Below are 26,759 nucleotides of genomic sequence, written 5' to 3'. Positions count from 1 at the left end.
CGCCGCGCCGCTCGCTGCCGCCGCGTTGATCATGGAGTTAACCGTGGTCTCGACGGTGTGTCGAGGGGGCAAACTCCATGATCAACGCGGCGGAATGTGGCGCTAGGCGGGGGTGGGGGTGGGTTCGGAGGGAGTGTCCGGAGTGGGGTCTTCGGCGGGGGTGGTGGCGGGCTCCGCGGCCGGCTTGTCGCGGAGGAACAGCGACACGATGGCCGTCGGAATCCAGATCACCTCGAGGAGCACCCGGATGAGCGACGGGGCGACCGGGATGAACGGGATCATCACGACAGCCCGGTCCACCGCGCCCAGCAGGGCGAAGGCCGCGACGAGAAGGGTGAGCCAGCCGAGCGCGCCGCGGCCGACCCGGCGAAGGCGGAGGCCGAGGGCGAGCCAGCCCAGTCCGGCCAGACCCAGTCCGATGCCTTCCAGCAACGCGTTGTACTGGGCGGTGCCGATCACGCCGAGGACGAAGCCGGCCGCGACCAGGCCGGCTCCTACGGTGGCGACCGGCGACCGGCGCAGGCGGCGATAGAAGGTCGCGAGGAAGAGCAGGCCGAGCACGACGGCTTCGCCGAACGCCCAGCGCACCTCGATGCGCTCCGACGTGGAGGCGGCGTACGCGCCCCACCAGTCGCAGTCGATCGGCATCTTCTGGCTCTGCAGGCTGTACTGCGCGCAGGAGTACATCTTCAGCGTCCCGGCGGGCTCGCCGATGTAGCGCTTGCTGCCCAGCGCCGTCGGCAGCTCGTCCGAACCGCAGGACGGCAGCGGGCCGACGTTGGACGACACGTCGACGCTGTCGGACGCGGTGGTCCAGCAGTTGTCCACGCCCTGGCCGTCCCACCAGTAGTCGACGCCGTTCGGCTTCGCCTCGCCCTTCTCGCTGACGCCCATATGGTTGTTGAGGTAGCGGTTGTGGTTCGAGGTGTCGAACTGGGCGGCGAAGGCGGTGTCGTTGCGGACGAAGCCCGGCACCCAGCTCGTGACGAAGCCGGAGTACTTGTTGCCGTAGATGTAGTTGTCGCGCCAGATGTTGTAGTTGCCGCCCGGGTTGATCACGCCGTTGCCGACCGGTACGCCGACCACCGGGCAGACCACGCCGTTCTCGTAACCGCGCTGGTCGTACGGCTTCTGGCAGGTGCCGTCCTTGTGGTAGCGGTAGTAGTCGTTGTTGTTGTCGGCGATGACGTTCCGCTCGAACTTGGAGTGGTTCTGCGGCATGCCCGGGTGGTCGGGGAAGGCGCTGTCGGTCGAGATCCCGGTCGAGTTGTGGGTGAACACGCTGTCGTGCACCCAGACCGAGTCACCGGCCGTGCCGGAGTACCCCAGCATGTTGTCGTGGCCGTAGCTGTTGCGGATCTCGACGGCGTACCGGGGTGGGGTGTAGCCCTCGTCCTTGTTGATGTTGGACGCGGCTCCCGGGTAGAACGCGGAGTCGCCGTTGCCGTAGCCCTCGGCCTCGGTGTACAGGCCGTGGTCGACGGCGAAGGTCAGGAAGCCGTACTCGTCGTTCCAGCGGCCGACCGTCTTCTCCAGGACGAACCCGTCGGTCTCCATGATGTAGAACGCGTTGAACTGGCTGCGCTCGGCCGTCATGTTCCGGAAGTACACGCCGTCGGCGTTGTCCGCCCGGATCGTGTTGAGCTTCTGGTACTGCGCGTCGACGATCACGTCGGTCGGCTTGGCGCCGGTGCCCTCGATCTGCAGGCCGTGCTTGTTGATGATGGCGACCAGGTTCTGGTTGTGCGGGCAGTCCAGCTGCTGCTGCAGCGTCAGTACGTCGTACTTGTACAGCGCCGACTTGCGCAGCCCGCTGAGGTTCTCGCAGGCGCCCTGCGCCGGGGCCAGGCTCGGCTCCTCCTGGTATCGGCCGGGCAGCATCTTGATGATGGTGCCGGGGAGGTTCGCGGCGTCCACCGCCGCCTGCAGATGGCGGTAGCCGTTGGCCTGGCACTGCGTCCACAGCGCCTCGTTCTGCGCCTTCAGATCCGGGGCGAACCCCGCGATCGCCTGGTCGAACGCCGCCTTGTCGGTCTTGCAGACCAGCAGCGTCGGTCCCTCGGTCCGGTAGACCGGCACGCTCCCGCTGCCGTCGAGCGTCCGGGTGGGGCGCTCGTCGTGAGCGGCGGCGGGCGCCTGACCGAGTCCGATGACCAGGTACGCGCACAGCACGGCCGCGGTGCCGAGTGTGATCCTCCTCATGGTCGCGGAGCGTAGAGAAATTCTCGCGTTAACGCCAGAGCGGTAGCGACCAAAGATCAACTGTCAGCGCGACGCCCACCAGAGCCATGGCCAAACAGGACACGGCGGCCAACGCCGGGGAGCGTACGGCGGCGTTGACGGGGGGCTGCTCGGGAGCGCCGTCAGGAGTGCTCTCAGCCGGCCGGGCCAGCGACCAGATGCGACGCTGCGCCACGATCAGGAAGAACACCCAGACGCCGCAGGCCACCACGAGGGCGGCCGCGCGTACCGGGGTGATCCCGGCGTGCAGCGCGAGGCGCACGATCAGCAGCGACACGACGGTCATCGCCAGCGCCGTACGCCGCCAGGCCAGCCGGGTCCGTTCGGCCTGCGCGCCTCGATCGACCGGCGCGGCCGTCATATGACCAGGCCGATGAACAACAGGATGGAACCGGCCACCACCAGCAACGCCAGGATCGCCGGGAATCGGGAGGCCGGCAGCGGCCTGCCCTTGCGCATCGCGATCTCGCAGCGTACCCAGTGGTCGACCGCTCGCAGCGCGCATGCCGCGCCGACCAGGATCAGCCCGAGCGCGAAGATCTCGCGCAGGTGCGGGACGGCGAGCGGCGGCAGGAACTGGGCCACCGCGAGCCCGCCGCCGACCAGCGCCAGGCCAGTCCGGATCCAGGCGAGGAAGGTCCGCTCGTTGGCCAGGGAGAAGCGGTAGTCCGGAGTGGTGCCGACGTCGAGCACGTCGCGCGGGAAAAACCACATCCTGATCAGGCGGAACACGTGCCTATTATCCCGACGTGAACGAAGCTTTGGACGCGGGACGCCTGCGTGAGATCTATGACGAACAGCTCAAGGCCCATGTGCCGGAGCGGCTGCCCGCCGGTGTGACGGTCGATCGGGACGGTCCGCTGGTGCGCTTCTTCGGGCTCAGCCACAGCGGCTACCTGACCTACCGTGACCTGGGCGGACTCGACGGCGCCGAACTGGACGACCTGATCCGCCGCCAGGTGGTCACGTTCACCGAGCGCGGCGAGGAGGTCGAGTGGAAGCTGCACGGCCATGACCAGCCCGCCGACCTCGCCGACCGGCTCGTCGCGCACGGTTTCACGCCCGAGGTGCAGGAGACCGTGGTGATCGGCCGGGTCGCGCCCATCGCGGCCGCGCCGCTGCGCGAGATCCCAGGGGTACGCGTGCGCGAGGTGACCAGCCGCGCCGACTTCGACCGGATCGCGGTGATGGAGGAGGAGGTCTGGGGCGACGGGTCCCGGGACTACCTCGCCGAGTCCCTGGCCGGTGAGCTGGCCGCCGACCCCGACGGGCTGCTGGTCGTGGTGGCCGAGGCCGGGGATCGGGTGGTCTCGGCCGGCTGGACCAGGTACATCCAGGGGACGGAGTTCGCCACGCTGTGGGGCGGCTCCACCCTGCCCGAGTACCGGGGCCGGGGCGTCTACAAGGCGATCGTCGAGCACCGGGCGCGCCGGGCGGCCGAGCGCGGATTCTCGTTGTTGCAGGTCGACTGCTCGCCGGACAGCCGCCCGATCCTGGAGCGGGTCGGCCTGATCCCGATCACCACCACGACGCCGTACATGTTCCGCCCCGACCTGGCCAGTGAATGACCCGACCTGGCCGGTGAAGGACCCCACCTGGACAGTGAAGGACCCGACCTGGCAGGTGAATGAACCGTCGGGGCTGTGATGACGGCATTTCTGGTTCTGCCACCGGACGGCCGTCGTCCACAACCCCGATCCCGGGTCGCCCGGTACGCCCTACCGTCGCAGACATGGCTGCTGAGGAGACGAGGGTCGATCCGGCGCGCGTGAGCCGGCTGGCGTCGGCGACGCTGGACCTGTCCACCGCGTTGGCGGACGCGTGGCGTACGCACGGCCCGCTGCTGACCCCGGCGACTCCCCGGACGGCGCCCCGCCGCGCCGCCGAGGAGGCCGCCGTCCGGGCGGATCTCGCCGTACGCCGCATCGCGGAGGTGATGGCGGCCGACGCCGACCGACTGTGGCAGACCGCGTTCGCGTACGAGGAGGCCGACGACCGGGCTGCCTGGCGGATGGGCGCACCGGGGCGGCGGGCGTGAGGCCCCGGGAGGTGCGCGTCGCCGACCACTGGTACCTCGCCGACGACGGCTACGCCCAGGCGGCCGCGGCCTGGCGCGGGCTGGCCGCCGGTCCGCAGCCGCAGCGCCGGGACTGGTCCGGCCAGGCGACCGGTGTGCTCAGCGAGTGGTCGGGTGCGACCGCCTCGACCTATGCCGCCCATCGAGCGCGGCTGGCCGGCGGAGTGGACGGCTGCACGCGCCTGGCGGCGCGCGTCGCCGCCGCCCTGGAGGCCTGCGCCGAGGCGTCGGCGACCACCCGGTTCCGGCTGTCGGCGCACTTCTCCGTGGTGTGCGACGTCTTCCAAGCCCGGCCCTACGCCGACGGCACGGTCAGCCTGACGGTCAGTGATCCGGCCGGGGCGGGCGCGGCCCGAGCGGCGGTCGCCCAGGCCGTCCGGCTGCGCGGCGATCTGGAACGGACGCTGGCCGCGAAGGCCAAGGAGATCACCGCGACGCTGCCCGAGTGGGAGGCGCTGGCGAAGACCTGGCGGGCGGCCGAGCCGGCGACCTTCGCCGTGCCGACGGAGGTCGCCGCGACGCAGGTGCTGCGCAGCGGGGACACCGTCGTGATCAGCACCGGTTCGGGCGACGACCGAGTCGAGGTACGCGTGGATCCGGCCACCGGCGAACAGGTCGTCACCGGGCAGAGCGGGCAGTGGCGGTTCCCCGGCGACCTCCGGCTCGTCCTGCGTACGGGGGGCGGCGACGACACCGTCACGGTCGCGCCCGGCACCTCGGTGCGGCTGACGCTGGTGGGCGGCGACGGCGACGACGAACTGCACGGCGGCGACGGGCACGACGTGCTCTACGGGCTGGCCGGCACGGACTACCTCGCCGGTGGCGCGGGTGACGACCGGATCTTCGGCGGCGATGGCAACGACACGGCGTACGGGCTGGCCGGAGCGGACGCGATCGACGGCGGCGACGGCCGGGACTACCTCGACGGCGGTCACGGCGCCGACGTGCTGTCCGGCGACGACGGCGGTGACGTGCTCGTCGCCGGCTCCGGGGCCGATCGCGTCTCCGGTGGGGCCGGTGCCGACGTCGTCTACACCGGTGGCGGGGCTGACGTGGTCGACGGCGGTGCGGGCGACGACATCGCGTACCACGACAAGGACGCGGCTCTGACCAGCGTCGACCGGGAGGTGGCCGTGCACCTGGCCGAGATCCCGGCCCAGATCCAGGTGGAGGGTTCGCCGGAGTTCACCGCGCGGGTGCGGTCAGACCTGGAGTTCCTGGCGGCGTCGCCGACCGGTCAGCAGATGCTGGCCGCGCTGGACGCCGGGCTGACCGGCCGCGACACCCTGACCATCCGGGAGTGGAGCGAGCACAACGCGGCCGCGTCGGCCGACGTCTCCCTCGATCGTGGGCATCAGCGCGCCATCGACTACAACCCCGGGTTCAGCACGTTCCTCGGCTCGACGCCGCCGGTCGCGGTGCTCTACCACGAGATGGCGCACCAATACGACTTCGTCAACGACACCGTCCTGCCGGGACGCCACGACGATCCCGACGATCCGGATCGGATTCCGTCCGCTTCGGGCGGAGTGGGCGTGCCGAACGCCGAACGGCAGGCCACCGGGCTGCCCGTCGACGACGACCGCGACCCGCGTACGCCGATCCGGGTGGATCCCCGGCATCCGCTGGTCTTCACCGAGAACGGGCTGCGTACCGAGCTGACCTGGCCGCAGCGGCGGCACTACGGCTGATCGCGGCACTACGGCTGACCGGCGGAAGGGTCAGGTGCCCGGCGACCGCCACATCGCCCGGACGGCGTCGCGTACGCATTCCTCCCGCAACCGACCGCACGTGCACAAATGCTCGTCCGGTGATTTCCGGGTGTGATGACGGACCTGCCCGTCCTGCCGAGGCCGCCTCGTGGTTGTCTTTTCCGTAGGCACTGACTTCTCAGTGGGCACGGTCTCGGCGACGGGCAGGGGAGCCATTTGTGTGGACATGTGCGACACCTCCTGCATAGAGGACTCTACCGGCCCGCGATCATTACGAGGTGAGTTGTGTCACTCGGTCCCGGGAGCAGCTGGCTGAGCACGGCAAGCTACTAGCGGGTAACATCCGAATCCGGTGTCACATGGCAGCATGAACGAACGTTCGGGCTGTGGCATAACAGGAGGCGTCGAAGCACGATGAAGATCGTCGTACTCGTCAAGCAGGTGCCGGATTCCGGCGCGGACCGCACGCTGCGTACTGACGACAACACCGTCGACCGAGCGTCGGCGAACAACGTGATCAACGAGATGGACGAGTACGCCATCGAGGAGGCCCTGCGCATCCGCGAGGCGAACGCCGGCTCGGAGGTCACGCTGCTGACCATGGGTCCCGACCGGGCGACCGAGTCGATCCGCAAGGCGCTGTCGATGGGGCCGGACAAGGCGGTCCACGTCGTGGACGACGCCCTGCACGGGTCCGACGCGCTGGGCACCTCGGCCGTGCTCGCCGCCGCTCTGCAGCAGTTGGAACCCGATCTCGTGATCTGCGGGGCGGAGGCCACCGACGCGCGGGGCCAGGTGCTCCCGCACATGCTGGCCGAGCGGCTCGGCGTCGCCGCCCTCACCGGCGCGCGCAAGCTGACCGTCGAGGGCTCGACGCTGACCGCCGAGCGGCAGACCGAGGAGGGCTACGAGGTCGTCCGGGCCGCTACGCCCGCGATCGTGAGCGTCTGGGACACCATCAACGAGCCGCGCTACCCGTCGTTCAAGGGGATCATGGAGGCCAAGAAGAAGCCGGTCTCCAGCCTCGCCCTGGGCGACCTGGGCATCGACCCGGCCTCCGTCGGCGCGGCCGGTGCGTACAGCGCGGTCGTGGAGCACAGCAAGCGTCCGGCGCGCGCGGGCGGCGTCAAGGTGACCGACAACGGGGACGGCGGCTCGCAGCTCGTCGAGTTCCTCGCCACCGAGAAGTTCGTGTGAGGTTCAAGTGTCTGACGTTCTGGTTGTAGTGGAGTCCGCCGGCGGCACCGTCAAGAAGGTGACGCTGGAGATGCTGACCCTCGCCCGTGACCTGGGTACCCCGGTCGCGGTGGTGCTCGGCGGCGCGGGCACGGCCGAGCCGCTGCTCGCCAAGCTCGGCGAGTACGGCGCGCAGAAGGTCCTCGTGGCCGAGGACGCCGACCTCGACGGCTACCTGGTCGCTCCGAAGGCCGCCGTCCTGGCCGAGATCGTGAAGTCGGCTGAGCCGGCCGCCGTGCTGATCGGCTCGACCCAGGAGGGCAAGGAGATCGCCGCCCGCCTCGCGGTCAAGCTGGACAACGGCATCCTCACCGACGTGGTGGCGCTGGGCGCGGACGGTGTGGCGACGCAGGTCGTCTTCGCCGGTTCGACGATCGTCAAGTCCAAGGTCACGAAGGGCTTCCCGCTCGTGACGGTCCGCGGCAACTCGCTGACGCCGACCCCGGCGCCGGCCGAGCCCGCCGTGGAGAACGTCGCGGTCGCCGTGCCGGACAACGCCAAGCTGGCCACCGTCGTGGAGCGGGTCGCCGAGGCCAAGGGCGCCCGCCCGGAGCTGGCCGAGGCGTCGGTCGTCGTCTCCGGCGGCCGTGGCGTCGGCAGCGCGGAGAACTTCAAGCTGGTCGAGGAGCTGGCCGACCTGCTCGGCGGCGCGGTCGGCGCGTCCCGGGCGGCCGTCGACTCCGGCTTCTACCCGCACGCCTTCCAGGTGGGCCAGACCGGTAAGACGGTCTCCCCGCAGCTGTACATCGCGCTGGGCATCTCCGGCGCGATCCAGCACCGGGCCGGCATGCAGACCTCGAAGACGATCGTCGCGGTGAACAAGGACGCCGAGGCGCCGATCTTCGAGCTGGCCGACTACGGCGTGGTGGGCGACCTGTTCCAGGTCGTGCCGCAGGCCGCGGAAGGGATCCGCAAGCGCAAGTAGGGCCCGCTGGGCAAGCATGCAGATCAGGGATATGCGCCCTTCCCGAGCCTCGGGACGGCTGCATATCCCTGATCTGCATGAAGGGGGCAGTGGCGGATAGGCTGAGGGGCGATGGCATACCTCGATCACGCGGCGACCACGCCCATGCTCGCCGAAGCGCTCGACGCCTATGTCGCAGCCGCTCGCGACGTGGGCAACGCGTCCTCTCTCCACGGGCCAGGCCGCTGTGCCCGCCGCAAGGTCGAGGAGTCCCGGGAACGGATCGCGGCGGCGCTCGACGCGCGCCCGTCCGAGGTGATCTTCACCGGCGGTGGGACGGAGTCCGACAACCTCGCCATCAAGGGCATCTTCTGGGCACAACGGCCCACCGGTCGCTGCCGCGTCGTCGCTTCCTCGATCGAGCACCACGCCGTCCTGGACACGGTGAACTGGCTTGAGCAGCACGAGGGGGCCAAGGTCACCTGGCTGCCGGTCGACGCCGAGGGGCGGATCGACCCCGGCGTGCTCGACGAGGCGCTCGACGACGATGTCGCCCTGGTCACCGCGATGTGGGCGAACAACGAGGTCGGCACCGTCCAGCCGGTCGCCGAGCTGGCGGCGCTGGCGAACGCGCGGGGCGTACCGCTGCACACGGATGCGATTCAGGCGGTGGGCCAGATCCCGGTCGGCTTCGCCGCGTCCGGGGCGGCCGCCCTGACCCTGACCGGGCACAAGCTCGGCGGCCCGACCGGGGTCGGCGCGTTGCTGCTCGGCCGCGACGTCCCCTGCACCCCGCTGCTGCACGGCGGCGGGCAGGAGCGGGACGTACGCTCCGGCACGCTGGATGTTCCCGGCATCGTGGCGTTCGCCACGGCGGTGGAGATCGCGATCGCGACGCAGGCCGCGACGGCTGCCCACTTGGCGAGCCTGCGGGATGAGCTGATCGCCAAGGTACGCGCCGCCGTCCCCGAAGCCGTCCTGAACGGCGACCCGGTGAACCGGCTGCCGGGCAACGCCCATTTCGCCTTCCCGGGCTGTGAGGGCGACGCCCTGCTGATGCTGCTGGACGCGCAGGGGATCGCCTGCTCGACCGGCTCGGCGTGCTCGGCGGGGATCGCCCAGCCCTCGCACGTGCTCCTGGCGATGGGGTGCGATCCGGTGGCGGCCCGCTCGTCGCTGCGCTTCTCGCTCGGCCACACGTCCACCTCGGCCGAGATCGACGAGCTGGTGGCCGCGCTGCCCGCAGTCGTGGAGCGCGCCCGTCGAGCCGGGAAACTCCGCAAGGACCGCGCCTAGTCCCCGGGTAAGCTCGTCGGGTGCGAGTTCTTGCGGCGATGTCCGGTGGTGTCGACTCGGCGGTCGCGGCCGCCCGAGCGGTGGCGGCCGGGCACGACGTGACCGGAGTGCATCTGGCTCTGTCGAAGAATCCGCAGAGCTATCGGACCGGCGCCCGGGGCTGCTGCTCGCGGGAGGACTCCCACGACGCGCGGCGGGCCGCCGACGTGATCGGCATCCCGTTCTACGTCTGGGACATGGCCGAGGAGTTCCACGCCGACGTCGTGGAGGACTTCCTGAGCGAGTACGCGGCTGGGCGTACGCCGAATCCGTGCCTGCGCTGCAACGAGAAGATCAAGTTCGCCGCCGTCCTGGACCGGGCGCTGGCCCTGGGCTTCGACGCCGTGGTGACCGGGCACTACGCCCGGCTGGGCGACGACGGCGTGTTGCGGCGGGCCGCCGACGCCGAGAAGGACCAGTCCTACGTGCTCGGCGTGCTCACGCAGGAGCAGCTGGACCACGCGATCTTCCCGCTGGGCGACTCTCAGAAGTCCGACGTACGTGCCGAGGCGGCCGAGAAGGGGCTGTCGGTCGCCGGTAAGCCCGACTCGCACGACATCTGCTTCATCGCCGACGGCGACACCCGCAAGTTCCTCCAGGAGCGGCTGGGTGAGGCGCCCGGTGACATCGTCGACTCGACCACCGGCGAGGTCGTCGGCTCCCACGACGGCGCGTACGCCTTCACGGTGGGCCAGCGGAAGGGGCTGGCGCTGGGCCGTCCCGCGCCGGACGGCAAGCCGCGCTACGTCCTGAGCATCACGCCGGTCACGAACACCGTCACCGTCGGCCCGGTTGAGGCGCTCGATGTCACCGTCGTCACCGCCACGCGCCCGATCGTCCTGGCTCCGCTGGAGCCGAAGACGGAGGCTCAGGTGCAGCTTCGAGCACACGGCGAGCCGATCGACGCCGTGGTCGAGATCGTCGCCGGCGTCCTGACGGCCAGCCTGCGCCGGCCGGCGCGGGGGATCGCGCCCGGCCAGGCGATCGTCGTCTACCGGCCCGACGCCGCCGGGGACGCCGTCCTCGCCAGCGCGACCATCACGAGCGCCACCGACAGCAGCGCCACCGACAGCAGCGCCACCGACAGCAACGCCACCGACAGCAGCGCGACCGCCGCGAGCACAGGCACCACGGCGGTCACCGCCGACGCGGCCGTGGCGAGCGCCGCATGATCGAGCTGCCGCGCGGAAGCGCCACCGGAATCGGGTCGCTGCCCGGGTCGGACCTGGTCGAGGCGGTCAAGTACAGCTTGGGTGAGCTGCCGGTGGCGTACCTGCCGGAGTTGCCGAACCGAGGTCCGGGCGCGGAGCTGATCGGGCGGGGCGCCGGACTGCTCGTCGGTCTGCCGGTCGAGCTCTACACAGGACGGTGGCGGATCGCCTCCCGGGGCGGTCGCGACCTTCGGCGTACCCATGATCTCCTCGAACGAGACCTGGACCAGCTGACCGAGCAGGCGGACGGCTTCGCGGGACCGCTGAAGGTGCAGGCCGCGGGCCCGTGGACGCTGGCCGCGAGCATCGAGCTGGCCCTCGGGCAGGCGGTGCTGTCCGACCACGGCGCCGCGCGCGACCTGAGCGAGTCGCTGGCGGAGGGGCTACGCCTGCATGTGGCGGACGTGCGCCGCCGCGTGCCGGGCGCGCAGGTGATTCTGCAGCTCGACGAGCCGTCGCTGCCCGCGGTCCTGGCCGGGCGGGTGCGCACGGCCAGTGGTCTGCACACCTATCGATCCGTCGCCGAGTCGGTCGCGCGCGAGGCGCTGACCCGCGTGATCGAGGCCGCCGACGCGCCGGTCGTGCTCCACTGCTGCGCGCCCGACGCGCCGGTCGCGCTGTTCCGGGAAGCCGGGGCGGCCGGCGTCGCACTCGATCTCGACCAGGTGGATCAGCTCGATCCGGTGGGCGAGCTGATCGACGCCGGGCTCACGCTCTTCGCGGGCGCGGCGGCCACGCGGGGCACTCGCGCGCCGTCGTCGGCTGCGGTCGCCGATAAGGTACGCACAACGTGGCGGACCCTCGGGTTCAGTGAGTCCCAGCTTCCCGAGCAGGTCGTGGTGACACCCGCCTGCGGCCTCGCCGGAGCGACACCCGCCTATGCGCGCGAGGTCCTGGCCGCGTGCCGGGAGGCTGGGCGGCGGCTCGCCGAGGTCTGAGCCGGACCGTGAACTGTCGTACCCAGCGGCTAGATTCCTCCTGTGAGCGAGAAGGACTTTGACTCCGCCCGGTCGCGGATCGCCGAGCTGACCAGCGAAATCGAGGCACACCAGCAGCGTTACTACGAGCTGGACGCGCCGACCGTCTCCGACGCGGAATACGACGGTCTGCTGCGTGAGCTGGAGGGCCTGGAGCAGGACTTCCCGGAGCTGCGGTCGCTGGATTCGCCGACCCAGCGCGTCGGCGGGCAGGCCGCGGCCGGGTTCGCCACCGTCCAGCACGCGGCGCGGATGCTCAGCCTCGACAACGCCTTCTCCGACGAGGAGCTGACGGCCTGGGCCGATCGCGTGGTGCGCGACGCCGGCGGGCAGGTCGCGTTCCTGTGTGAGCTGAAGATCGACGGGCTCGCCATCAACCTGACCTATCGCAACGGCCGGCTGGTCCGGGCGGCGACCCGGGGCGACGGGCGGACCGGCGAGGACGTCACCGCCAACGTGCGTGCGCTGAAGGACATCCCCAAGACGCTCAAGGGCGACGACGTCCCCGCGCTCGTCGAGGTCCGAGGCGAGATCTTCTTCCCGACCTCCGGCTTCGCCGACCTCAACGCCAGCCTGGTCGCGGCCGGTCAACGGCCGTTCGCGAATCCGCGTAACGCCGCCTCCGGCTCGCTGCGCCAGAAGGATCCCTCGATCACGGGCTCCCGGCCGCTGCGTCTGATCGTGCACGGCATCGGCGCGCACGAGGGCTTCGAGCCGCCTCGGCAGTCCGAGGCGTACAAGCTGTTGCAGAGCTGGGGTCTGCCCACGTCGCTGCGCTGGAAGGTGGTGGACTCCCTCGACGAGGTCCGGGAGTTCATCGCCTACTACGCCGAGCACCGGCACGACGTCGAGCACGACATCGACGGCGTCGTGATCAAGGTGGACGACGTGGCGATCCAGGGCCGCCTGGGCACCACGAGCCGGGCGCCGCGCTGGGCGATCGCGTACAAGTATCCGCCGGAGGAGGCGAACACCAAGCTCGTCGACATCCTCGTCAACGTCGGCCGCACCGGCCGGGTCACGCCCTACGCCGTGCTCGAAGCCGTCCACGTCGCCGGCGTCACCGTCACCAGCGCGACCCTGCACAACCAGGAGGAAGTCAAGCGCAAGGGCGTCCTCATCGGCGACACGGTGACCATCCGGCGGGCAGGCGACGTCATTCCGGAGGTGCTCGGACCGGTCGTCGACCTGCGGGACGGCACCGAACGCGAGTTCGTGATGCCCACGCACTGCCCGGAGTGCGGCGCCGCGCTGGCTCCGGCGAAGGAGTCCGACGTCGACGTGCGCTGCCCCAACACGCGCTACTGCGTCGCCCAGCTGCGTGAGCGCATGTTCTACCTCGGCGGCCGCGACGGCTTCGACATCGAGGGCTTGGGCTACAAGGCGGGCGTCGCCCTCATCAACGACAAGGTGATCGCCGACGAGGGCGACCTGTTCGGGCTGACCGCCGCGGACCTGACGCGGTCGCCGTTCTTCACGAAGAAGGACGGTTCGCTCTCCGCGAACGCCGCCAAGCTGCTGGACAACCTCGAGAAGGCGAAGACGGTCCCGCTCTCGCGGGTCCTGGTGTCGTTCTCCATCCGGCACTGTGGCCCGACCGCGGCCGAGGCGCTGGCCAACGCGTTCGGCTCGGTCGAGGCGATCAGCAAGGCGAGCGTCGAGCGGATGTCCTCGGTGGAGGATGTGGGCGGCATCATCGCCGAGGCCGTCCGGGAGTGGTTCACCGTCGACTGGCACCGCGAGATCGTGGAGAAATGGCAGGCCGCCGGGGTCGTCATGGAGCAGGAGATGGGCGTCGACACCGGCCCGAAGCCGCTGGACGGGCTGACCGTCGTGGTCACCGGCACGCTGACCGACTTCACGCGCGACGACGCGTCCGACGCGCTCACCGCGCAGGGCGCGAAGGTGACCGGATCGGTCTCGAAGAAGACCAGCTTCGTCGTCGTGGGGGAGAACCCGGGCTCGAAGTTCGACAAGGCGCAGAGTCTGGGTGTGCCGATCCTCGACGACGCGGGTCTCGCGATCCTGCTCGCCGACGGGCCGGAAGCAGCTCGGAGCCACGCCGCGTCGACTGCTGCCTGAGTCTGCCCCTTACAACGACGTTCGCCGTTCCCCGCGACCCTCCGCGGTGTGGTTTCCTATGTCACATCGGTGACGGGGAGTCGCGGGACGCTCGCTCTGCGCCCGCGGAGGTCCTAGTCTGTAGGTTCGTGTGTCGGCGCTCGATCTAGGGCTCCGACCTGCGGATACGCGGGAAGGTGGGGGTCGCATGACGGCATCGGCGTCACGCTCGGCCGCCGGTGGGGCGGAGACTCCGTCCATCACCGCTCCTCCCGAATCGCTGCGGAACGCCGCACCCGTCATGGGTTCCGGCCGTTTTATCGGGTATGTGGCGATTGTTGTCGTCCTCGCGACCGCCGTCCTTGTTGTCGAACTCGCGACGCCGTTCGCCGGTTCCGGCACCTGGGAGGCCGAGATCTGGTTGATGGCGGCGATGGCGCTGGTCGCGGACGCCTTTCCGATGAGCCCGCCGGGGCGTCGGATGAGTTCGGCGGTGTTCCCGTCGATCTGCTTCAGCTTCGCCATCCTCATCGATTCGAACCTCGCGGCGGCGTTGGTGGTCCAGGCGGCGGCGGTCGTCGTCTCGTCCTGGCGGATGAAGCACAAACCGTGGCGGGCGGTCTTCAACATCGCCCAGTACGCGATCGCGCTGTCCGCCGCGTCGGCGGTGATCCACCTCGGCGCGACGCTGCTGCCGATCGACGCCGCGGCCGGCTGGACGGTGGCGGCGTGCGTACTGGCCGCCGTGGCCTGGTTCCTGTGCAAGTACACGACGACCTCGGTCGCGGTCTGGCTGCGCTTCGGCGGTCCACTGTGGCCGACCCTGCGCGCCCCGCTGGCCCCGGAGGCACTGACCACCGGTGCGTTGCTCCTGCTCGGCGTGATCCTGGCCGCCGCCGCCGACCAGAGCGCGCTCTACGTCCCGCTGGCGATCATTCCGCTGATCGCCGTGCAGCGGCTGGCCGTGCTGTCCACCGAGCAGACCCGGCTGGCCCGGCTCGACTCGCTGACCGGGCTGGCCAACCGCAAGGTGCTGATCAGCGAGGTCGGCTCGATCGCCGCCGAGTACGCGCGCTCGCCCGCGAAGGCGCGATTCGCCCTGCTGCTGCTGGACCTGGACCGGTTCAAGCACGTCAACGACGCGCTCGGGCATACCGTCGGCGACCGGCTGCTGGTCGCGGTGGCCGACCGGCTGGCGAAGAACATCCGCGAGGGCGACCTCGTGGCTCGGTTGGGCGGCGACGAGTTCGCCATCGTCTCCGGCCGGCTGACCAGCCCCGACGACGCCGTACGCCTCGCCGCCCGGATCACGCAGGCGCTGCAGGACCCGGTGACGCTGGACGGACTGCCGCTCGACATCTCCGGCAGCATCGGCATCGCCCTCTACCCGGAGCACGGCACCGATTTCGCCACGCTGATGCGGCACGCCGACGTCGCGATGTACGACGCCAAACACCGTGGCGACGGCATCGCCCTGTACGCCGCGGAGTCCGACCACAACTCGCCCCGACGCCTCAGCCTCGTCGCCGATCTGCGCAAGGCGCTGGAGGACCCCGAGGGCGGCGGGCTGAACGTCTTCTACCAGCCCCAGATCGAGATCTCGTCCGGTGAGGTCGTCGGCGTGGAGGCACTGCTGCGCTGGCACCATCCGGCGTACGGGCCGGTCGATCCGGAGGAGCTGATCAAGGCGGCCGAGCCGAGCGCGGTGATGCGCCAGCTCACCCGCTGGGTGCTGGCCGAGGTGGTCGCGCAGCTCGCCCGCTGGCGCCCGATGGCGTTGCGGCTGCGGTGCGCGGTCAACGTGAGCGTGCGGGACCTGCACAACGACGACATCGTCGAGCACGTCACCGACCTGCTCCGGGTGCACGGCGTCACCGCTGACCAGCTCCAGCTGGAGATCACCGAGGAAGGCCTGATGGCCGACCCCAACCGGGTCCTCGCCACCCTCGCCAAGCTGGACAAGCTCGGCGTGGCCATCGCGCTGGACGACTTCGGCACGGGGTACTCCTCGATGCAGCACCTGCGGCGGCTGCCGCTGGCCGAGGTGAAGATCGACCGCACGTTCGTCTTCGGGATGCGCGAGGACCCCGACGACGCCGCGATCGTCAGCTCGATCATCGAACTGGCCGGCGCGCTCGGCCTGCGTGTGGTGGCCGAAGGCGTCGAGGACGAGCCGACCTGGCGGATGCTGCACCAGCAGGGCTGCGAAGTGGCCCAGGGCTGGTTCTACGCCCGACCGATGCCGGCCGAGGACCTGCTGGCCTGGATCGCCCGGACGACGTTGCCGGGCGCGCGCCGGCTGGCCTCCCGCCTGCCTGCCGCCCACCCGCACGCCGTCGTCGGCCCCGCCACCAGCCCCGAATCGTCCTAAGTCCGGCCGGGGTACGCGGCGTGGACCCGGAGGTGATCTTGCCGAGCCGGGCAAATAGACTCGCTCGGGGCGGCCCGCCGATGGCAGGCTGAGCCCACCGAACCCACCGAACTCGACGAATTCCGCCGAATCAGTCAAGGGGGCAGAGCATGGCCGCCATCTCCCGCGAAGAGGTAGCGCATCTGGCGCACCTGTCGCGGCTTGCCGTCACCGAGCAGGAACTGGACGTCTTCGCCGGTCAGCTCGACGTGATCCTGCAGGCCGTCGCCCGGGTCGGCGAGGTGGCCGCCGCGGACATCCCGCCCACGTCCCACTCGGTTCCGCTGGTCAACGTGCTGCGTGAGGACGTCGAGCAGCCGTGCCTGACCCCGGCCGAGGCGCTGGCCGGCGCGCCGGACGCGTACGAGGACCGGTTCCGGGTTCCCCGCATCTTGAGTGAAGAGGAGTGACCAGCGTGATCAAGAAGACCGCTGCTGAGCTGGGCGCACTCATCGCCAACCGCGAGGTCTCGGCCGTCGAGGTCGCCCGCGAGCACCTCGACCGCATCGCCGCCGTCGACGACCGCGTCCACGCCTTCCTGCACGTCGACACCGAGGGCGCGCTCGCCGCCGCCGAGGCGGTCGACGCCAGGATCGCCGCCGGGGAGCAGCTCGGGCCGCTGGCCGGCGTTCCGATCGCCGTCAAGGACGTGCTCGCCACGCGAGGCGTACCGACGACGGCGGGCTCGAAGATCCTCGAAGGCTGGCGTCCGCCGTACGACGCGACCCTGGTCGAGCGGCTGCGGGCGGCCGGCACCGTCATGCTCGGCAAGACCAACATGGACGAGTTCGCCATGGGCTCCTCGACGGAGTACTCGGCGTACGGTCCGACCTTCAACCCGTGGGACCTGGCCCGGATTCCGGGCGGATCCGGTGGTGGCTCGGCGGCGGCGCTCGCGGCGTACGAGGCTCCACTGTCGATCGGCACCGACACCGGCGGCTCGATCCGGCAACCCGGCGCTGTCACGGGTACCGTCGGCGCGAAGCCCACTTACGGTGGCACCAGCCGATACGGGCTCCTCGCCTTCTCGTCCTCACTGGACACACCCGGCCCCTGTGCGCGTACCGTCGAAGACACCGCCTTGTTGCACGCGGTCATCGCGGGGCACGACCCGCGGGACTCGACCTCGATCGACGCGTCGGTCCCCGACGTGGTCGGGGCCGCGCGGCTCGGGGCGACCGGCGACCTGACCGGCGTGAAGGTCGGTCTGGTCCGCGAGTTCTCGGGCGAGGGCGCGGAGCCCGGCGTGATGAGCGCGTTCCGCGAGACCGTCGAGGCCCTGACCAAGCTCGGCGCCGAGGTGGTCGAGGTCTCCTGCCCCAACTTCGTGTACGCGCTGCCGGCGTATTACCTGATCGCGCCGAGTGAGTGCTCCTCCAACCTGGCGCGGTACGACGGAGTGCGGTTCGGGCTGCGCGTCGGCGACGACGGCAACCGGTCGCTCGAAGAGGTCATGTCGATGACCCGCGAGGCGGGTTTCGGCCCGGAGGTCAAGCGCCGCATCATCATCGGCACGTACGCCTTGTCGTCCGGCTACTACGACGCCTACTACGGGCAGGCCCAGAAGGTGCGCACGCTCATCACCCGTGACTTCACCACGGCGTTCGAGCAGGTGGACGTGCTGGTCTCGCCGACCACGCCGTTCGTCGCGTTCGAACTGGGCTCCCGGACGTCCGACCCGTACCAGATGTACCTGGCGGACCTGTTCACCATCCCGACGAACCTCTACGGCGGCCCGGCGATCTCGGTGCCGTGCGGCCTGTCTGAGGGACTGCCGGTCGGCTTCCAGGTAATGGCTCCGACCCTCGGTGACGACCGGATGTACCGGGTGGCCGCCGCGGTTGAGTCGGCCGTGGGCACGTTCGCCCCGCCCACGCTGTAACTGCCGCCGACCCTGTAACTGTTGTCGTACGCGGGCGGGAGGATGGTCGGATGCCTGGCATGCGCCGTCCTCTCCAACGCGACGACGCCATCGTGTTGCGTGTGCAGAAGCTGGGGGAGTCCGACCGGATCATCACCCTGCTGACCCGTCGGCATGGGCGGCTGCGCGCCGTGGCCCGGGGCGTACGCAAGATGACCTCGCGCTACGGCGCCCGGCTGGAACCCTTCGGCCACATCGACGTGCAGTGGGCCGAAGGGGCCGGGTTGCACACGATCTCCCAGGTCGAGGGGATCTCCCTGCTCGGCAAGCACTTCGTCGAGGACTATCCGCGCTACACCGCCGCGAGCGCGATCGCGGAGACGGCCGAGCGGCTGACCGCCGAGGAGGGCCAGCCCGCGCTGCGGCTGTTCCAGCTGACGCTGGGCGCGTTCCGGGCACTGGCCGACGGCGAGCACTCTGGAACGCTCGTGCTCGACGCGTACCTGCTGCGGGCGATGGCGCACGAGGGCTGGGCGCCGGTGCTCGCCGAGTGCGCCGTCTGCTCCGCTCCCGGGCCGCACCGGGCGTTCTCCGTCGCGGCCGGTGGCAGCGTGTGCAGCCAGTGCCGGCCGCCGGGCGCCGCCCATCCGAACCCGGCCACGATCGAACTGATGCTCGCCCTGCTCAACGGCGACTGGAAGATCGCCGACGCGGCCGAGGAGGCCCAGCGTCGCCAGTGCAGCGGCCTGGTCGCAGCGCACCTGCAGTGGCATATGGAACGCGCGCTACGCTCGCTTCCTCTAGTCGATCGGGGAGAGCGCACGTGATCAGGAAAGTCAGCCTCGGCCGCAGGTCGGCGCCCATGGAGCCGACTCCGCATCCGTCGGGTGCCCGCCCGCCGGCGCTGCCGTCCGGAGCGCTGCCGCGCCACATCGCCGTCGTGATGGACGGCAACGGCCGTTGGGCGAAGGACCGCGGACTCCCTCGGACAGAAGGCCACAAACGGGGCGAATACTCCCTTTTCGACGCCGTCGAGGGTGCGCTGGAGATCGGCGTCCCGTTCCTGTCGGCGTACGCCTTCTCCACGGAGAACTGGAAGCGCTCGCCGGAAGAAGTGCGCTTCCTCATGGGCTTCAATCGCGACGTCATCCGGCGCCGCCGGGACCAGCTCGTCGACCTCGGCGTACGCGTCGTCTGGTCGGGCCGCCGAGGCCGGCTCTGGAAGAGCGTCATCGACGAGCTGGAGACGGCGGAGGAGATGAGCCGCCACAACTCGAAGCTGACCCTCCAGTTCTGCGTGAACTACGGCGGGCAGGCCGAGATCGCCGACGCGGCGGCCGCCATCGCCCGCGACGTCGCCGAAGGCCGGATCAGCCCGGACCGGGTGAGCGAGAAGCTGTTCGCCAAGTACCTGTACCACCCCGAGGTGCCCGACGTGGACCTCTTCCTGCGGCCGTCCGGCGAGCAGCGCACCTCCAACTTCCTGATCTGGCAGAGCGCGTACGCCGAGCTGATCTACATGGACGTGCTCTGGCCGGACTTCGACCGGCGACACCTGTGGCACGCCTGCGAGCTGTACGCCCAGCGCGACCGGCGGTTCGGCGGGGCGCTGCCGAACCCGGTCCCGCCGCCGCCCGCTTCCGCCTGACGCGGCCCCGCTTTCGCCTGACGCGGCCCGCTTCCGCCTGACGCGGCCCGCTTCCGCCTGACGCGGCCCGCTTCCGCCTGACGCGGCCCGCTTCCGCCTGACGCGGTCGGCGCCCGCCTCCCGACGGCGCCCGCCTCCCGACGGCGCCCGCCTCCCGACGGCGCCCGCCTCCCGACGGCTGCCCGCCTCCTCTCGCACCCCAAGCGCGTTGATCATGGAGTTTGCCCCCTCGACACGCCGTCGAGACCACAGTTAACTCCATGATCAACGCGGAGAGAGCGGGGTGGAGGGGTTTAGTGGGTGATGACGAGGGTGGCGAGGGCGAGCGAAGCGAGCAGGAGGGTCCAGTCGGCGAGCCCGAAGGGCGAGGGCCGGGCGACGGTCCGCGGCGTACCGGAGTCGAACCCGCGAGCGTCCATCGCCTGGGCCAGCCGCGTTCCCCGGCGGATCGCCCCGACGAGCAGCCCGAACGCGGTGCCGGCGAACAGCCGTACCCACCGCAGGGGGTTGCCGCCCGCGTCGATGCCCCGGGCGCGGCGGGCCATCGAGATGAGCCGCCATTCTTCGCCGAGCAGCCCGACCAGGCGGAACGCGGCCAGTGCGCCGATCGCGAACCGGGCTGGGGCTTTGACGTGCTGGATCAGGGAGTCGGCGAGGTCGGTCGGGTCGGTGGTGGCGTACACGAGGACTGCGGGCAGGGCCAGCGCGAGGAGTCGTAGCGCGTAGCTCACCGACAGGGACAGGACCGAGGTGGTCACGAGGAACGGCCCGAAGTCCACCAGTACCGCACCTGACCGGTTGGCGGCGAACAGCGACAGCGAGATCACGACGCTCGCCGCGCCCAGCAGGGCGGGCCAGGCGCGCCGGAGCAGGCCCCAGGGCGTGAGCCCGAACAGCGGCGTGACCAGCAAGGTCAGCAGCACGATGCCGCCCAGGACGACCGCGTTCAACGTGGTCAGCGCGGCCAAGGACAGCAGCAGCGCGGCGCCGAGCTTCGCGACGGGGGCACGACGGGCCAGGATCACAGCGAGACCGTCCGATCGGCGAGCACGGAGACCAGCGAGGAGTCGTGGGTGACGGTCATGATCCCGTGCCCGGAGTCGCGGAGCGACGCCAGCAGCGAGACCAGCTCGATCCAGGTGCGACGATCTTGTCCGAAGGTCGGCTCGTCCAGGATCAGCAGTCGCGGTGCGGCGGCGAGCGCGGTCGCCACGCTCAGCCGCCGGGCCTGCCCGCCCGACAGCGTGAACGGGTTCGCCCGGGCCAGTTCGGCCAGGTGCAGCCGTTCCAGCAGCTCGTCGACCCGCGCGGGCGGCGTGCCGCCGAGGGCCAGCTCGTCGCGTACGGTCGAGGTCACGAACTGGTGCTCCGGATTCTGGAACACCGATCCGATCCGCGTCGCGAGCACCTTCGCCCGCCACTTGTGCGGCTTGCCGTCCGGCGTCACCACCGCACCGGCCGCCGGTCGCTGCAGGCCCCCGAGGGCCAGGGCCAGCGTCGACTTGCCCACGCCGTTGGGGCCGGTCACGGCCACGGTTTCGCCCTCTCGAACGTGCACATCCTGGTACGCCAGATGGCGTACCCGTAGCTCCTGAGTGGAGATCAAGGCGCGACCGGGTGACGCCGAGGCGCGCTGCGCGGGGACCGGATGGCCGGGGACCCACACGCCGGCGGCGGCCAGTTCGTCGCCGAGCGGACCGGTCAGCAGCGACGGGGGCCCGTCAGCGCGGACGCCGCCGCCGGGGTCGAGGACGACGACCCGGGTGATGAGCGGCAGGACTTCGTCGATCCGATGTTCGACCAGCACCACCGTGACCTCGGCCTCGACGGCCTCGCGGAGCGTTTGGCGCACCTGGGCCGCGCCCTGCGGGTCGAGGTTGGCCGTGGGTTCATCGAGCAGCAGCAGGTCCGGCCGGGGCGCGAGGGTCCCGGCCAGGACGAGCCGCTGTTGTTCACCGCCCGAGAGCTGGTCGGTACGCCGATCGCGGCCGTACGGGAAGCCGACCTCCCGCGTCACCTCGTCGACCCGGGGCCAGATCCGGTCGACGGGCCAGCCGAGGTTCTCCAGCCCGAACGCGACCTCGTCGCCGGAGCGGCGCATGACCAGCTGCGAATGCGGGTCCTGGAAGACGATGCCGGGCCGGCCCTCGACCTTCAGGACGCCCTCGGCCTCGCCCGACGACGTCGGCAGGAGCCCGGCGATCGCCGCGAGCAGCGTGGACTTGCCCGCCCCGGACGGGCCGAGCAGCAACACCCGTTCGCCACGGTCGATCCGCAGGTCGACGCCGCGGACCGCCCATGCGCGGCGGCCGGCGTGCCGCCACCCGTACCCGTCCAGGGTCAGCATCAGACCAGCTCGCGCGTACGCCCGGAGGGGAACGGGTCCAGCACCCCGGTGCTGGACAGCCCCCGGGCAAGGGCGAACGAGCCCGCGCCCGCGATGAGGGCGCCGCTGGCGATCTGGATCAGGGCGTAGGTGATCTGCCACGCCGCCGACCATTCGCCGTACGAGGTGGTGGTCAGGTCGAGGACGGTCGCGGCGGCTCCGATGAGACCGCCGGTGAGCAGCGCGTTCGGCAGCCCCCAGCGCTTGTACGCGCCGATGGCGAAGCCGAGTTCGCCGGCCGCGCCCTGGGCGAGGCCGTAATAGAGGACGGTGACGCCCCAGGCCGAGCCGAGCAGGGCCGAGATGACGGCCGCGACCAGCTCGGCGAACAGGGCGGCGCCCGGCTTGCGCACGATCAGCGGAGCGAGCACGGCCGGCAGGAACCACACGCCGGTGATGATCGCTCCGGCCGGCGGGAAGCCGGCGAAGGCGGCGCTGAACGGCCCGAACCACAGCTGGTTCCAAGCCCAGAAGACGACGCCGAAGGCGACGGCGACGACCGCGGTGACGACGATGTCTACGGTTCGCCACCGGTAAGCGGTGTTGTTCATGGACGACTCCTAGTTCGAGGGGGGAACCAGGAGAAGACGCACGCCATGCCTTCATGATCCCAAGGAGGGATTGATGGCATGGCGCAAACGATGAGGTGAAGACCGAACTCCCTACGCTGGCATCGGCGGCCCTCCCCAGGGCGACGCCTTGTCCAGATCAGGTTCGAGGGTCTGCGACCGCCTTGTCTCCAAGGCGGGACGCACTCTCAGCGCTGTGCGCTCCCCTGTCCGTCTGATGTTCAGTTGTGCCGCGTAGGTTACACCTCTTCCGGGCCGGTAGCGTACGGGTTCGTGACGACCGTCTCCCCGACCCGGCCCCGGCCGGCCGAAGAAGCGCCGGACGGACCGCGACGATGGCGGGTCGGCTCAGTCGAGGTGCTCGCCGTCCTCCTCGTCCTCCTGGTCCTGTTCCGTACGCAGGTCGCTGACCTGATCAACGGGCCCCGGATCAGCACCTGGACGACGGTCTTCGTCTCCGTGATGGTGCAGGCGACCCCGTTCCTGGTCTTCGGGGTGGTCCTCTCGGCCGTGATCGCGGTGTTCGTGCCCCGGAGCTTCTGGGCGAAGGCGTTGCCGAAGCACCCCGCCCTGGCGGTTCCGGTAGCCAGCTGTGCTGGGGTGGTGCTCCCCGGCTGTGAGTGCGGCTCGGTGCCGATCGCGGGCTCCCTGATGCGCCGCGGGGTCACCCCGGCCGCAGCGCTAGCCTTCCTGCTGGCCGCCCCGGCGGTCAACCCGATCGTGCTCACCGCGACGGCGGTCGCGTTCCCCGGCCAGCCGCAGATGGTCGTCCTCCGGGCGATCGGCAGCCTGATCGTGGCGACCGGGATGGGCTGGCTCTGGCTGCGGCTCGGCAAGGCGGACTGGATCAAGCTGCCGCACCGGCCCGAACTCGACGACCTGTCGAAGTCGCGGGCGTTCTGGGCGTCCTGCCGCCACGACATCATCCACGCGGGCGGCTTCCTCGCCCTCGGTGCCGCCGCGGCTGCCACGATCAACGTGCTCGTGCCGGAGAAGTGGCTGCTGGCGGTCGCGCAGCGGCCGGTGCTGAGCGTACTGGCGTTGGCGGTGCTCGCCGTGCTGCTGTCGATCTGCTCGGAGGCGGACGCCTTCGTCGCCGCGTCGCTGTCGCAGTTCTCGCTCACCGCTCGGCTGGCGTTCCTCCTGGTGGGGCCGATGGTCGACCTGAAGCTGATCTCGATGCAGGCCGGCGTCTTCGGACGCCGGTTCGCCACCCGGTTCGCCCCGGCCACCTTCGCGGTGGCGACCGGGGTGGCCGGCCTCCTGGGGGTGGTCTTCCTGTGAACCGGCAGGCGCAGTCCGTCATCATGCTGCTGCTCGGCGGGGCAGTCCTCAAGATCAGCCTCGGCGACCTCTATCTCCGCTATGTCAAGGAGGGGCTGCGGCCGTTCCTCATCCTCTCCGGCGTGCTGCTGGTCGCCGCTGCGGTCATGACGTTGTGGCACGAGTACCGCTCGGAGGCGGCCGAGCAGGACGAGTCCGAAGACCATGATCACGGGCATGCGCACGCGCACGGCGGGCCGCTCGTCGGCTGGCTGATCATCGCCCCGGTGCTGGGCCTGCTGCTCGTGGCGCCGCCCGCCATGGGGGCGTACGCCGCCGGCCAGTCCGGCACGGCACTGTCCACGGCGGCCGAGTCGGACTATCCGCCGTTGCCGCCAGGCGACGTCGTGCCGATCACCGTCCTCGACTACGCCTCCCGAGCCGTCTTCGACAAGGGCGTGTCTCTCGGCGACCGCAAGGTGAAACTCGTGGGCTTCCTCGTCACCAGCACGGACGGCCGACAGGTGCTCGGCCGCATGATCCTGTCGTGCTGTGCCGCCGACGCCCGCCCGATCAAGGTCGCCTTCGCGGGCCAGGGCCCGACGGGGATGGCCGACGACGCCTGGGTGGAGATCGTCGGCACCTACACCGACCGGACCATGCGGGACGCGGTCAACGACGAGATCATCCCGTTCATCGCGGTGACCTCGTGGCGTCCGGTCGACCCGCCCAAACAGCAGTACGAGTAGTTCCCATCCGCGCTGGATCAGGGATCCGGGTCGAATCTTGGGGCAAGATTCGACCGAGAACCCTGATCCAGCGCGAATGAGACACCTACCGGCGGGTAAGACTGGGCAGTAACGTATAGGGCGACACCACTTGATCCCGTCCCACCGGGGGTGTACGCGAATGACCGCGACCGATGCCAAGCCACAGGTGACCGCAGCTCAGGCCCGGGAGATCCTCGAGTCGAGCCGCGATGAGTGGAAGAAGCCGAGTTTCGGCAAGCAGTTGTTCCTGGGCCGATTCCGGCTCGACTTGATCAGCCCGTGGCCGCAGCCGGATCCGGAGAAGGCGGCCCGTGCCGAGGCGTTCCTGCCGAAGCTGCGGGAGTACCTGGCGAACAATGTCGACGGCGCGCAGATCGAACGGGAGTCGTTCATCCCCGACGACGTCTTCGCCGGCCTCGCCGAGCTGGGCTGCTTCGGCATGAAGATCGACCCGGAGTACGGCGGGCTCGGTCTGTCCAATCTGCACTACTGCCGGGCCCTGATGCTGACCGGGTCGGCGAACCCGTCGCTGGGGGCGCTGCTCAGCGCGCACCAGTCGATCGGCGTACCGCAGCCGCTGAAGATGTTCGGCACGCCGGAGCAGAAGAAGCGCTTCCTGCCCAGGCTGGCGGCCGGCGAGGTGTCGGCGTTCCTGCTCACCGAGCCCGACGTCGGGTCGGACCCGGCCCGCATGCGGACCAGCGCCACCCCGGTCGAGGGCGGCTACAAGCTCAGCGGCGTCAAACTCTGGGCGACCAACGGGACGGTGGCGACGCTGCTGGTCGTGCTGGCGCGCGTACCGAAGTCCGAGGGGCGCAAGGGCGGCATCACCGCGTTCGTCGTCGAGAGCGAGTCGGCCGGGATCACCGTCGAGCGCCGCAACGCCTTCATGGGCCTGCGCGGCCTGGAGAACAGCGTGACCCGGTTCGACGACGTCTTCGTCCCGGCGGAGAACCGGATCGGCGAGGAGGGCCGCGGCATGCGCGTCGCCCTCGGCACGCTGAACACCGGGCGGCTGTCCCTGCCCGCGTCCTGCGTCGGCGCACTCAAGTGGTGCACCGGGGTCGCCCGCGGCTGGGTGAACGAACGCGTCCAGATGGGCGTGCCGATCGCCAAGCACGAGGCCATCGCGACCAAGATCGCGTTCATCGCGGCCACCACCTACGGCGTGGAGAGCATGCTCGACCTCTGCTGCATGCTGGCCGACGACGACCGCAACGACATCCGCATCGAGGCGGCGCTCATCAAGCTCTACGCCTCCGAACTGGCCTGGCAGGCCGCCGACGAACTCGTGCAGATCCGCGGCGGGCGCGGATTCGAGACCGCCGCGTCGCAAGAGGCCCGGGGCGAGCGCGGCATCGCGGCCGAGCAGATCCTGCGCGACCTGCGGATCAACCGCATCTTCGAGGGCTCGACCGAGATCATGCACCTGCTCATCGCGCGCGAGGCGGTCGACCAGCACCTCAGCGTCGCGGGCGACATCATCGACCCCAAGGCCCCGACCGGCCGCAAGGTCCGCGCGGGCCTGCGCGCCGCCGGGTTCTACGCCCGCTGGCTGCCCACTCTCGCGGTCGGCCGCGGTTCCTTCCACGGGTACGCCGAATACGGCGACCTGGGCCGGCATCTGCGGTACGTGGAGCGGTCGTCGCGCAAGCTGGCCCGGCAGACGTTCCGGGGGATGGCCCGCTGGCAGGGCAAGATGGAGTTCAAGCAGAGCTACCTGAGCCGGATCGTCGACATCGGAGCCGAGCTGTTCGCGATCGCGGCCACCTGCGTACGCGCCCAGGCGTCCGGCCGGGCCGAGGAGCGGGAACTGGCCGACCTGTTCTGCCGGCAGGCCCGGGATCGGGCCGAGCGGTCGTTCCGCCGGTTGCACCGCAACACCGACGCCGCCGACGTACGCGGTTCGACCCGGATCGTCGACGGCCGGTACGCCTTCCTCGAGGACGGCATCCTGCCGCCGCCGGAGACGGGGGACTGGGTGGCGACCTGGGAGCCCGGACCGTCCAGCGAAACCGACGTACGCCGCCGCCTCCCCCACATCCACCGCTAGCCTCACCACGCGGCTCTTTTTGGGCGCTGGATCAGGGTTCCAGGT

Annotated in this window: 23 protein-coding genes and 1 riboswitch; of the genes, 17 read left to right on the top strand and 6 right to left on the bottom strand. The window is 70.8% G+C overall.

Annotated features, from left to right (window positions below; genetic code table 11):
- Nucleotides 1-102: 102 nt before the first annotated feature.
- Genes AB0M47_RS19120 through AB0M47_RS19110 form a run of 3 tightly spaced genes read right to left on the bottom strand, consistent with a single transcriptional unit; the run spans nucleotide 103 to nucleotide 2,973 of the window.
- Nucleotides 103-2,202, bottom strand: coding sequence for a hypothetical protein (locus AB0M47_RS19120; protein WP_363415119.1), 2,100 nt, complete (start codon nucleotides 2,200-2,202; stop codon nucleotides 103-105).
- 28 nt (nucleotides 2,203-2,230) lie between these two features.
- Nucleotides 2,231-2,602 (bottom strand): DUF202 domain-containing protein, encoded by a 372-nt coding sequence (locus tag AB0M47_RS19115; RefSeq protein WP_363415116.1) that lies wholly within the window; start codon nucleotides 2,600-2,602, stop codon nucleotides 2,231-2,233.
- Nucleotides 2,599-2,973, bottom strand: a complete 375-nt coding sequence (locus AB0M47_RS19110; protein WP_363415113.1) for a DUF202 domain-containing protein — start codon at nucleotides 2,971-2,973, stop codon at nucleotides 2,599-2,601. Before AB0M47_RS19110 ends, AB0M47_RS19115 begins: the two co-directional genes overlap by 4 nt.
- Nucleotides 2,974-2,990: 17 nt before the next feature.
- On the opposite strand from AB0M47_RS19110, the gene AB0M47_RS19105 reads away from it, so the two are divergent.
- The 14 genes from AB0M47_RS19105 to AB0M47_RS19040 all read left to right on the top strand — a co-directional run bounded on the left by AB0M47_RS19105 (nucleotide 2,991) and on the right by AB0M47_RS19040 (nucleotide 19,673).
- Nucleotides 2,991-3,809 (top strand): GNAT family N-acetyltransferase, encoded by an 819-nt coding sequence (locus AB0M47_RS19105; protein WP_363415110.1) that lies wholly within the window; start codon nucleotides 2,991-2,993, stop codon nucleotides 3,807-3,809.
- 164 nt (nucleotides 3,810-3,973) lie between these two features.
- Entirely contained in the window at nucleotides 3,974-4,279 is a 306-nt protein-coding gene (locus AB0M47_RS19100; protein ID WP_363415107.1) for a hypothetical protein, read from the top strand.
- The gene (locus tag AB0M47_RS19095; RefSeq protein WP_363415104.1) at nucleotides 4,276-6,009 is read left to right on the top strand and encodes a M91 family zinc metallopeptidase; all 1,734 of its coding nucleotides are present in this window, start codon (nucleotides 4,276-4,278) and stop codon (nucleotides 6,007-6,009) included. The genes AB0M47_RS19100 and AB0M47_RS19095 overlap by 4 nt, the downstream gene beginning before the upstream one ends.
- 435 nt (nucleotides 6,010-6,444) lie before the next feature.
- A complete protein-coding gene (locus AB0M47_RS19090) occupies nucleotides 6,445-7,227 on the top strand; it encodes an electron transfer flavoprotein subunit beta/FixA family protein (RefSeq protein WP_363415102.1) in 783 nt (260 codons plus the stop codon).
- A 7-nt stretch (nucleotides 7,228-7,234) separates the two neighbouring features.
- A complete protein-coding gene (locus AB0M47_RS19085) occupies nucleotides 7,235-8,191 on the top strand; it encodes an electron transfer flavoprotein subunit alpha/FixB family protein (protein ID WP_363415099.1) in 957 nt (318 codons plus the stop codon).
- Nucleotides 8,192-8,302: 111 nt separating this feature from the next.
- Nucleotides 8,303-9,466 carry a cysteine desulfurase family protein gene (locus tag AB0M47_RS19080; protein ID WP_363415096.1) on the top strand — a complete coding sequence of 388 codons (1,164 nt, stop codon included), beginning with the start codon at nucleotides 8,303-8,305 and terminating at the stop codon, nucleotides 9,464-9,466.
- A gap of 20 nt (nucleotides 9,467-9,486) precedes the next feature.
- A complete protein-coding gene (gene mnmA, locus AB0M47_RS19075) occupies nucleotides 9,487-10,677 on the top strand; it encodes a tRNA 2-thiouridine(34) synthase MnmA (RefSeq protein WP_363415093.1) in 1,191 nt (396 codons plus the stop codon).
- Nucleotides 10,674-11,654, top strand: coding sequence for a methionine synthase (locus AB0M47_RS19070; protein ID WP_363415090.1), 981 nt, complete (start codon nucleotides 10,674-10,676; stop codon nucleotides 11,652-11,654). Before mnmA ends, AB0M47_RS19070 begins: the two co-directional genes overlap by 4 nt.
- 42 nt (nucleotides 11,655-11,696) lie before the next feature.
- On the top strand, nucleotides 11,697-13,775 hold the full coding sequence (ligA, locus tag AB0M47_RS19065) for an NAD-dependent DNA ligase LigA (protein ID WP_363415087.1): 2,079 nt from the start codon (nucleotides 11,697-11,699) through the stop codon (nucleotides 13,773-13,775).
- Nucleotides 13,776-14,178: 403 nt separating this feature from the next.
- Entirely contained in the window at nucleotides 14,179-16,125 is a 1,947-nt protein-coding gene (locus AB0M47_RS19060) for an EAL domain-containing protein (protein ID WP_363415128.1), read from the top strand.
- 149 nt (nucleotides 16,126-16,274) lie between these two features.
- Nucleotides 16,275-16,574: an Asp-tRNA(Asn)/Glu-tRNA(Gln) amidotransferase subunit GatC gene (gene gatC, locus AB0M47_RS19055; RefSeq protein WP_253761131.1), complete on the top strand. Its 300-nt coding sequence runs from the start codon at nucleotides 16,275-16,277 to the stop codon at nucleotides 16,572-16,574.
- Entirely contained in the window at nucleotides 16,571-18,046 is a 1,476-nt protein-coding gene (gene gatA / locus AB0M47_RS19050; protein ID WP_363415084.1) for an Asp-tRNA(Asn)/Glu-tRNA(Gln) amidotransferase subunit GatA, read from the top strand. Before gatC ends, gatA begins: the two co-directional genes overlap by 4 nt.
- A gap of 50 nt (nucleotides 18,047-18,096) precedes the next feature.
- Complete coding sequence (gene recO, locus AB0M47_RS19045; RefSeq protein WP_253761133.1) at nucleotides 18,097-18,852, top strand: DNA repair protein RecO; 756 nt, start codon at nucleotides 18,097-18,099, stop codon at nucleotides 18,850-18,852.
- Nucleotides 18,853-18,887: 35 nt separating this feature from the next.
- Nucleotides 18,888-19,673, top strand: a complete 786-nt coding sequence (locus tag AB0M47_RS19040; RefSeq protein ID WP_253763859.1) for an isoprenyl transferase — start codon at nucleotides 18,888-18,890, stop codon at nucleotides 19,671-19,673.
- 293 nt (nucleotides 19,674-19,966) lie between these two features.
- On the opposite strand, the gene AB0M47_RS19035 is transcribed toward AB0M47_RS19040, so the two are convergent.
- The 3 genes from AB0M47_RS19035 to AB0M47_RS19025 are packed head-to-tail and all read right to left on the bottom strand — an operon-like array spanning nucleotide 19,967 to nucleotide 22,610.
- A complete protein-coding gene (locus AB0M47_RS19035; RefSeq protein ID WP_363415080.1) occupies nucleotides 19,967-20,698 on the bottom strand; it encodes an energy-coupling factor transporter transmembrane component T in 732 nt (243 codons plus the stop codon).
- Nucleotides 20,695-22,020, bottom strand: coding sequence for an ABC transporter ATP-binding protein (locus tag AB0M47_RS19030; protein WP_363415077.1), 1,326 nt, complete (start codon nucleotides 22,018-22,020; stop codon nucleotides 20,695-20,697). The genes AB0M47_RS19035 and AB0M47_RS19030 overlap by 4 nt, the downstream gene beginning before the upstream one ends.
- Nucleotides 22,020-22,610, bottom strand: coding sequence for an ECF transporter S component (locus AB0M47_RS19025; protein ID WP_253761136.1), 591 nt, complete (start codon nucleotides 22,608-22,610; stop codon nucleotides 22,020-22,022). The genes AB0M47_RS19030 and AB0M47_RS19025 overlap by 1 nt, the downstream gene beginning before the upstream one ends.
- Before the next feature lie 91 nt (nucleotides 22,611-22,701).
- Nucleotides 22,702-22,846: riboswitch (TPP riboswitch) on the bottom strand.
- A gap of 55 nt (nucleotides 22,847-22,901) precedes the next feature.
- Here AB0M47_RS19025 and AB0M47_RS19020 point away from each other — a divergent pair.
- The 3 genes from AB0M47_RS19020 to AB0M47_RS19010 all read left to right on the top strand — a co-directional run bounded on the left by AB0M47_RS19020 (nucleotide 22,902) and on the right by AB0M47_RS19010 (nucleotide 26,714).
- Nucleotides 22,902-23,912 (top strand): permease, encoded by a 1,011-nt coding sequence (locus AB0M47_RS19020; protein WP_363415074.1) that lies wholly within the window; start codon nucleotides 22,902-22,904, stop codon nucleotides 23,910-23,912.
- Nucleotides 23,909-24,640: a TIGR03943 family protein gene (locus AB0M47_RS19015; RefSeq protein ID WP_363415071.1), complete on the top strand. Its 732-nt coding sequence runs from the start codon at nucleotides 23,909-23,911 to the stop codon at nucleotides 24,638-24,640. Before AB0M47_RS19020 ends, AB0M47_RS19015 begins: the two co-directional genes overlap by 4 nt.
- A gap of 160 nt (nucleotides 24,641-24,800) precedes the next feature.
- Nucleotides 24,801-26,714, top strand: coding sequence for an acyl-CoA dehydrogenase family protein (locus AB0M47_RS19010; RefSeq protein ID WP_363415068.1), 1,914 nt, complete (start codon nucleotides 24,801-24,803; stop codon nucleotides 26,712-26,714).
- Nucleotides 26,715-26,759: the final 45 nt, after the last annotated feature.

The organism is Hamadaea sp. NPDC051192, from assembly GCF_040682475.1.
Classification (GTDB): domain Bacteria; phylum Actinomycetota; class Actinomycetes; order Mycobacteriales; family Micromonosporaceae; genus Hamadaea; species Hamadaea flava.
This window is presented reverse-complemented; position numbering and strand designations above follow the sequence as displayed.

Coding starts and splice junctions, on each gene's coding strand:
- AB0M47_RS19010 (WP_363415068.1), top strand. CDS start 24,801: ATGACCGCGACCGATGCCAAGCCACAGGTGACCGCAGCTCAGGCCCGG.
- AB0M47_RS19060 (WP_363415128.1), top strand. CDS start 14,179: ATGGCGGCGATGGCGCTGGTCGCGGACGCCTTTCCGATGAGCCCGCCG.
- recO (WP_253761133.1), top strand. CDS start 18,097: ATGCCTGGCATGCGCCGTCCTCTCCAACGCGACGACGCCATCGTGTTG.
- AB0M47_RS19100 (WP_363415107.1), top strand. CDS start 3,974: ATGGCTGCTGAGGAGACGAGGGTCGATCCGGCGCGCGTGAGCCGGCTG.
- AB0M47_RS19080 (WP_363415096.1), top strand. CDS start 8,303: ATGGCATACCTCGATCACGCGGCGACCACGCCCATGCTCGCCGAAGCG.
- AB0M47_RS19040 (WP_253763859.1), top strand. CDS start 18,888: ATGGAGCCGACTCCGCATCCGTCGGGTGCCCGCCCGCCGGCGCTGCCG.
- AB0M47_RS19025 (WP_253761136.1), bottom strand. CDS start 22,610: ATGAACAACACCGCTTACCGGTGGCGAACCGTAGACATCGTCGTCACC.
- AB0M47_RS19030 (WP_363415077.1), bottom strand. CDS start 22,020: ATGCTGACCCTGGACGGGTACGGGTGGCGGCACGCCGGCCGCCGCGCA.
- AB0M47_RS19120 (WP_363415119.1), bottom strand. CDS start 2,202: ATGAGGAGGATCACACTCGGCACCGCGGCCGTGCTGTGCGCGTACCTG.
- AB0M47_RS19090 (WP_363415102.1), top strand. CDS start 6,445: ATGAAGATCGTCGTACTCGTCAAGCAGGTGCCGGATTCCGGCGCGGAC.
- AB0M47_RS19115 (WP_363415116.1), bottom strand. CDS start 2,602: ATGACGGCCGCGCCGGTCGATCGAGGCGCGCAGGCCGAACGGACCCGG.
- gatC (WP_253761131.1), top strand. CDS start 16,275: ATGGCCGCCATCTCCCGCGAAGAGGTAGCGCATCTGGCGCACCTGTCG.
- AB0M47_RS19070 (WP_363415090.1), top strand. CDS start 10,674: ATGATCGAGCTGCCGCGCGGAAGCGCCACCGGAATCGGGTCGCTGCCC.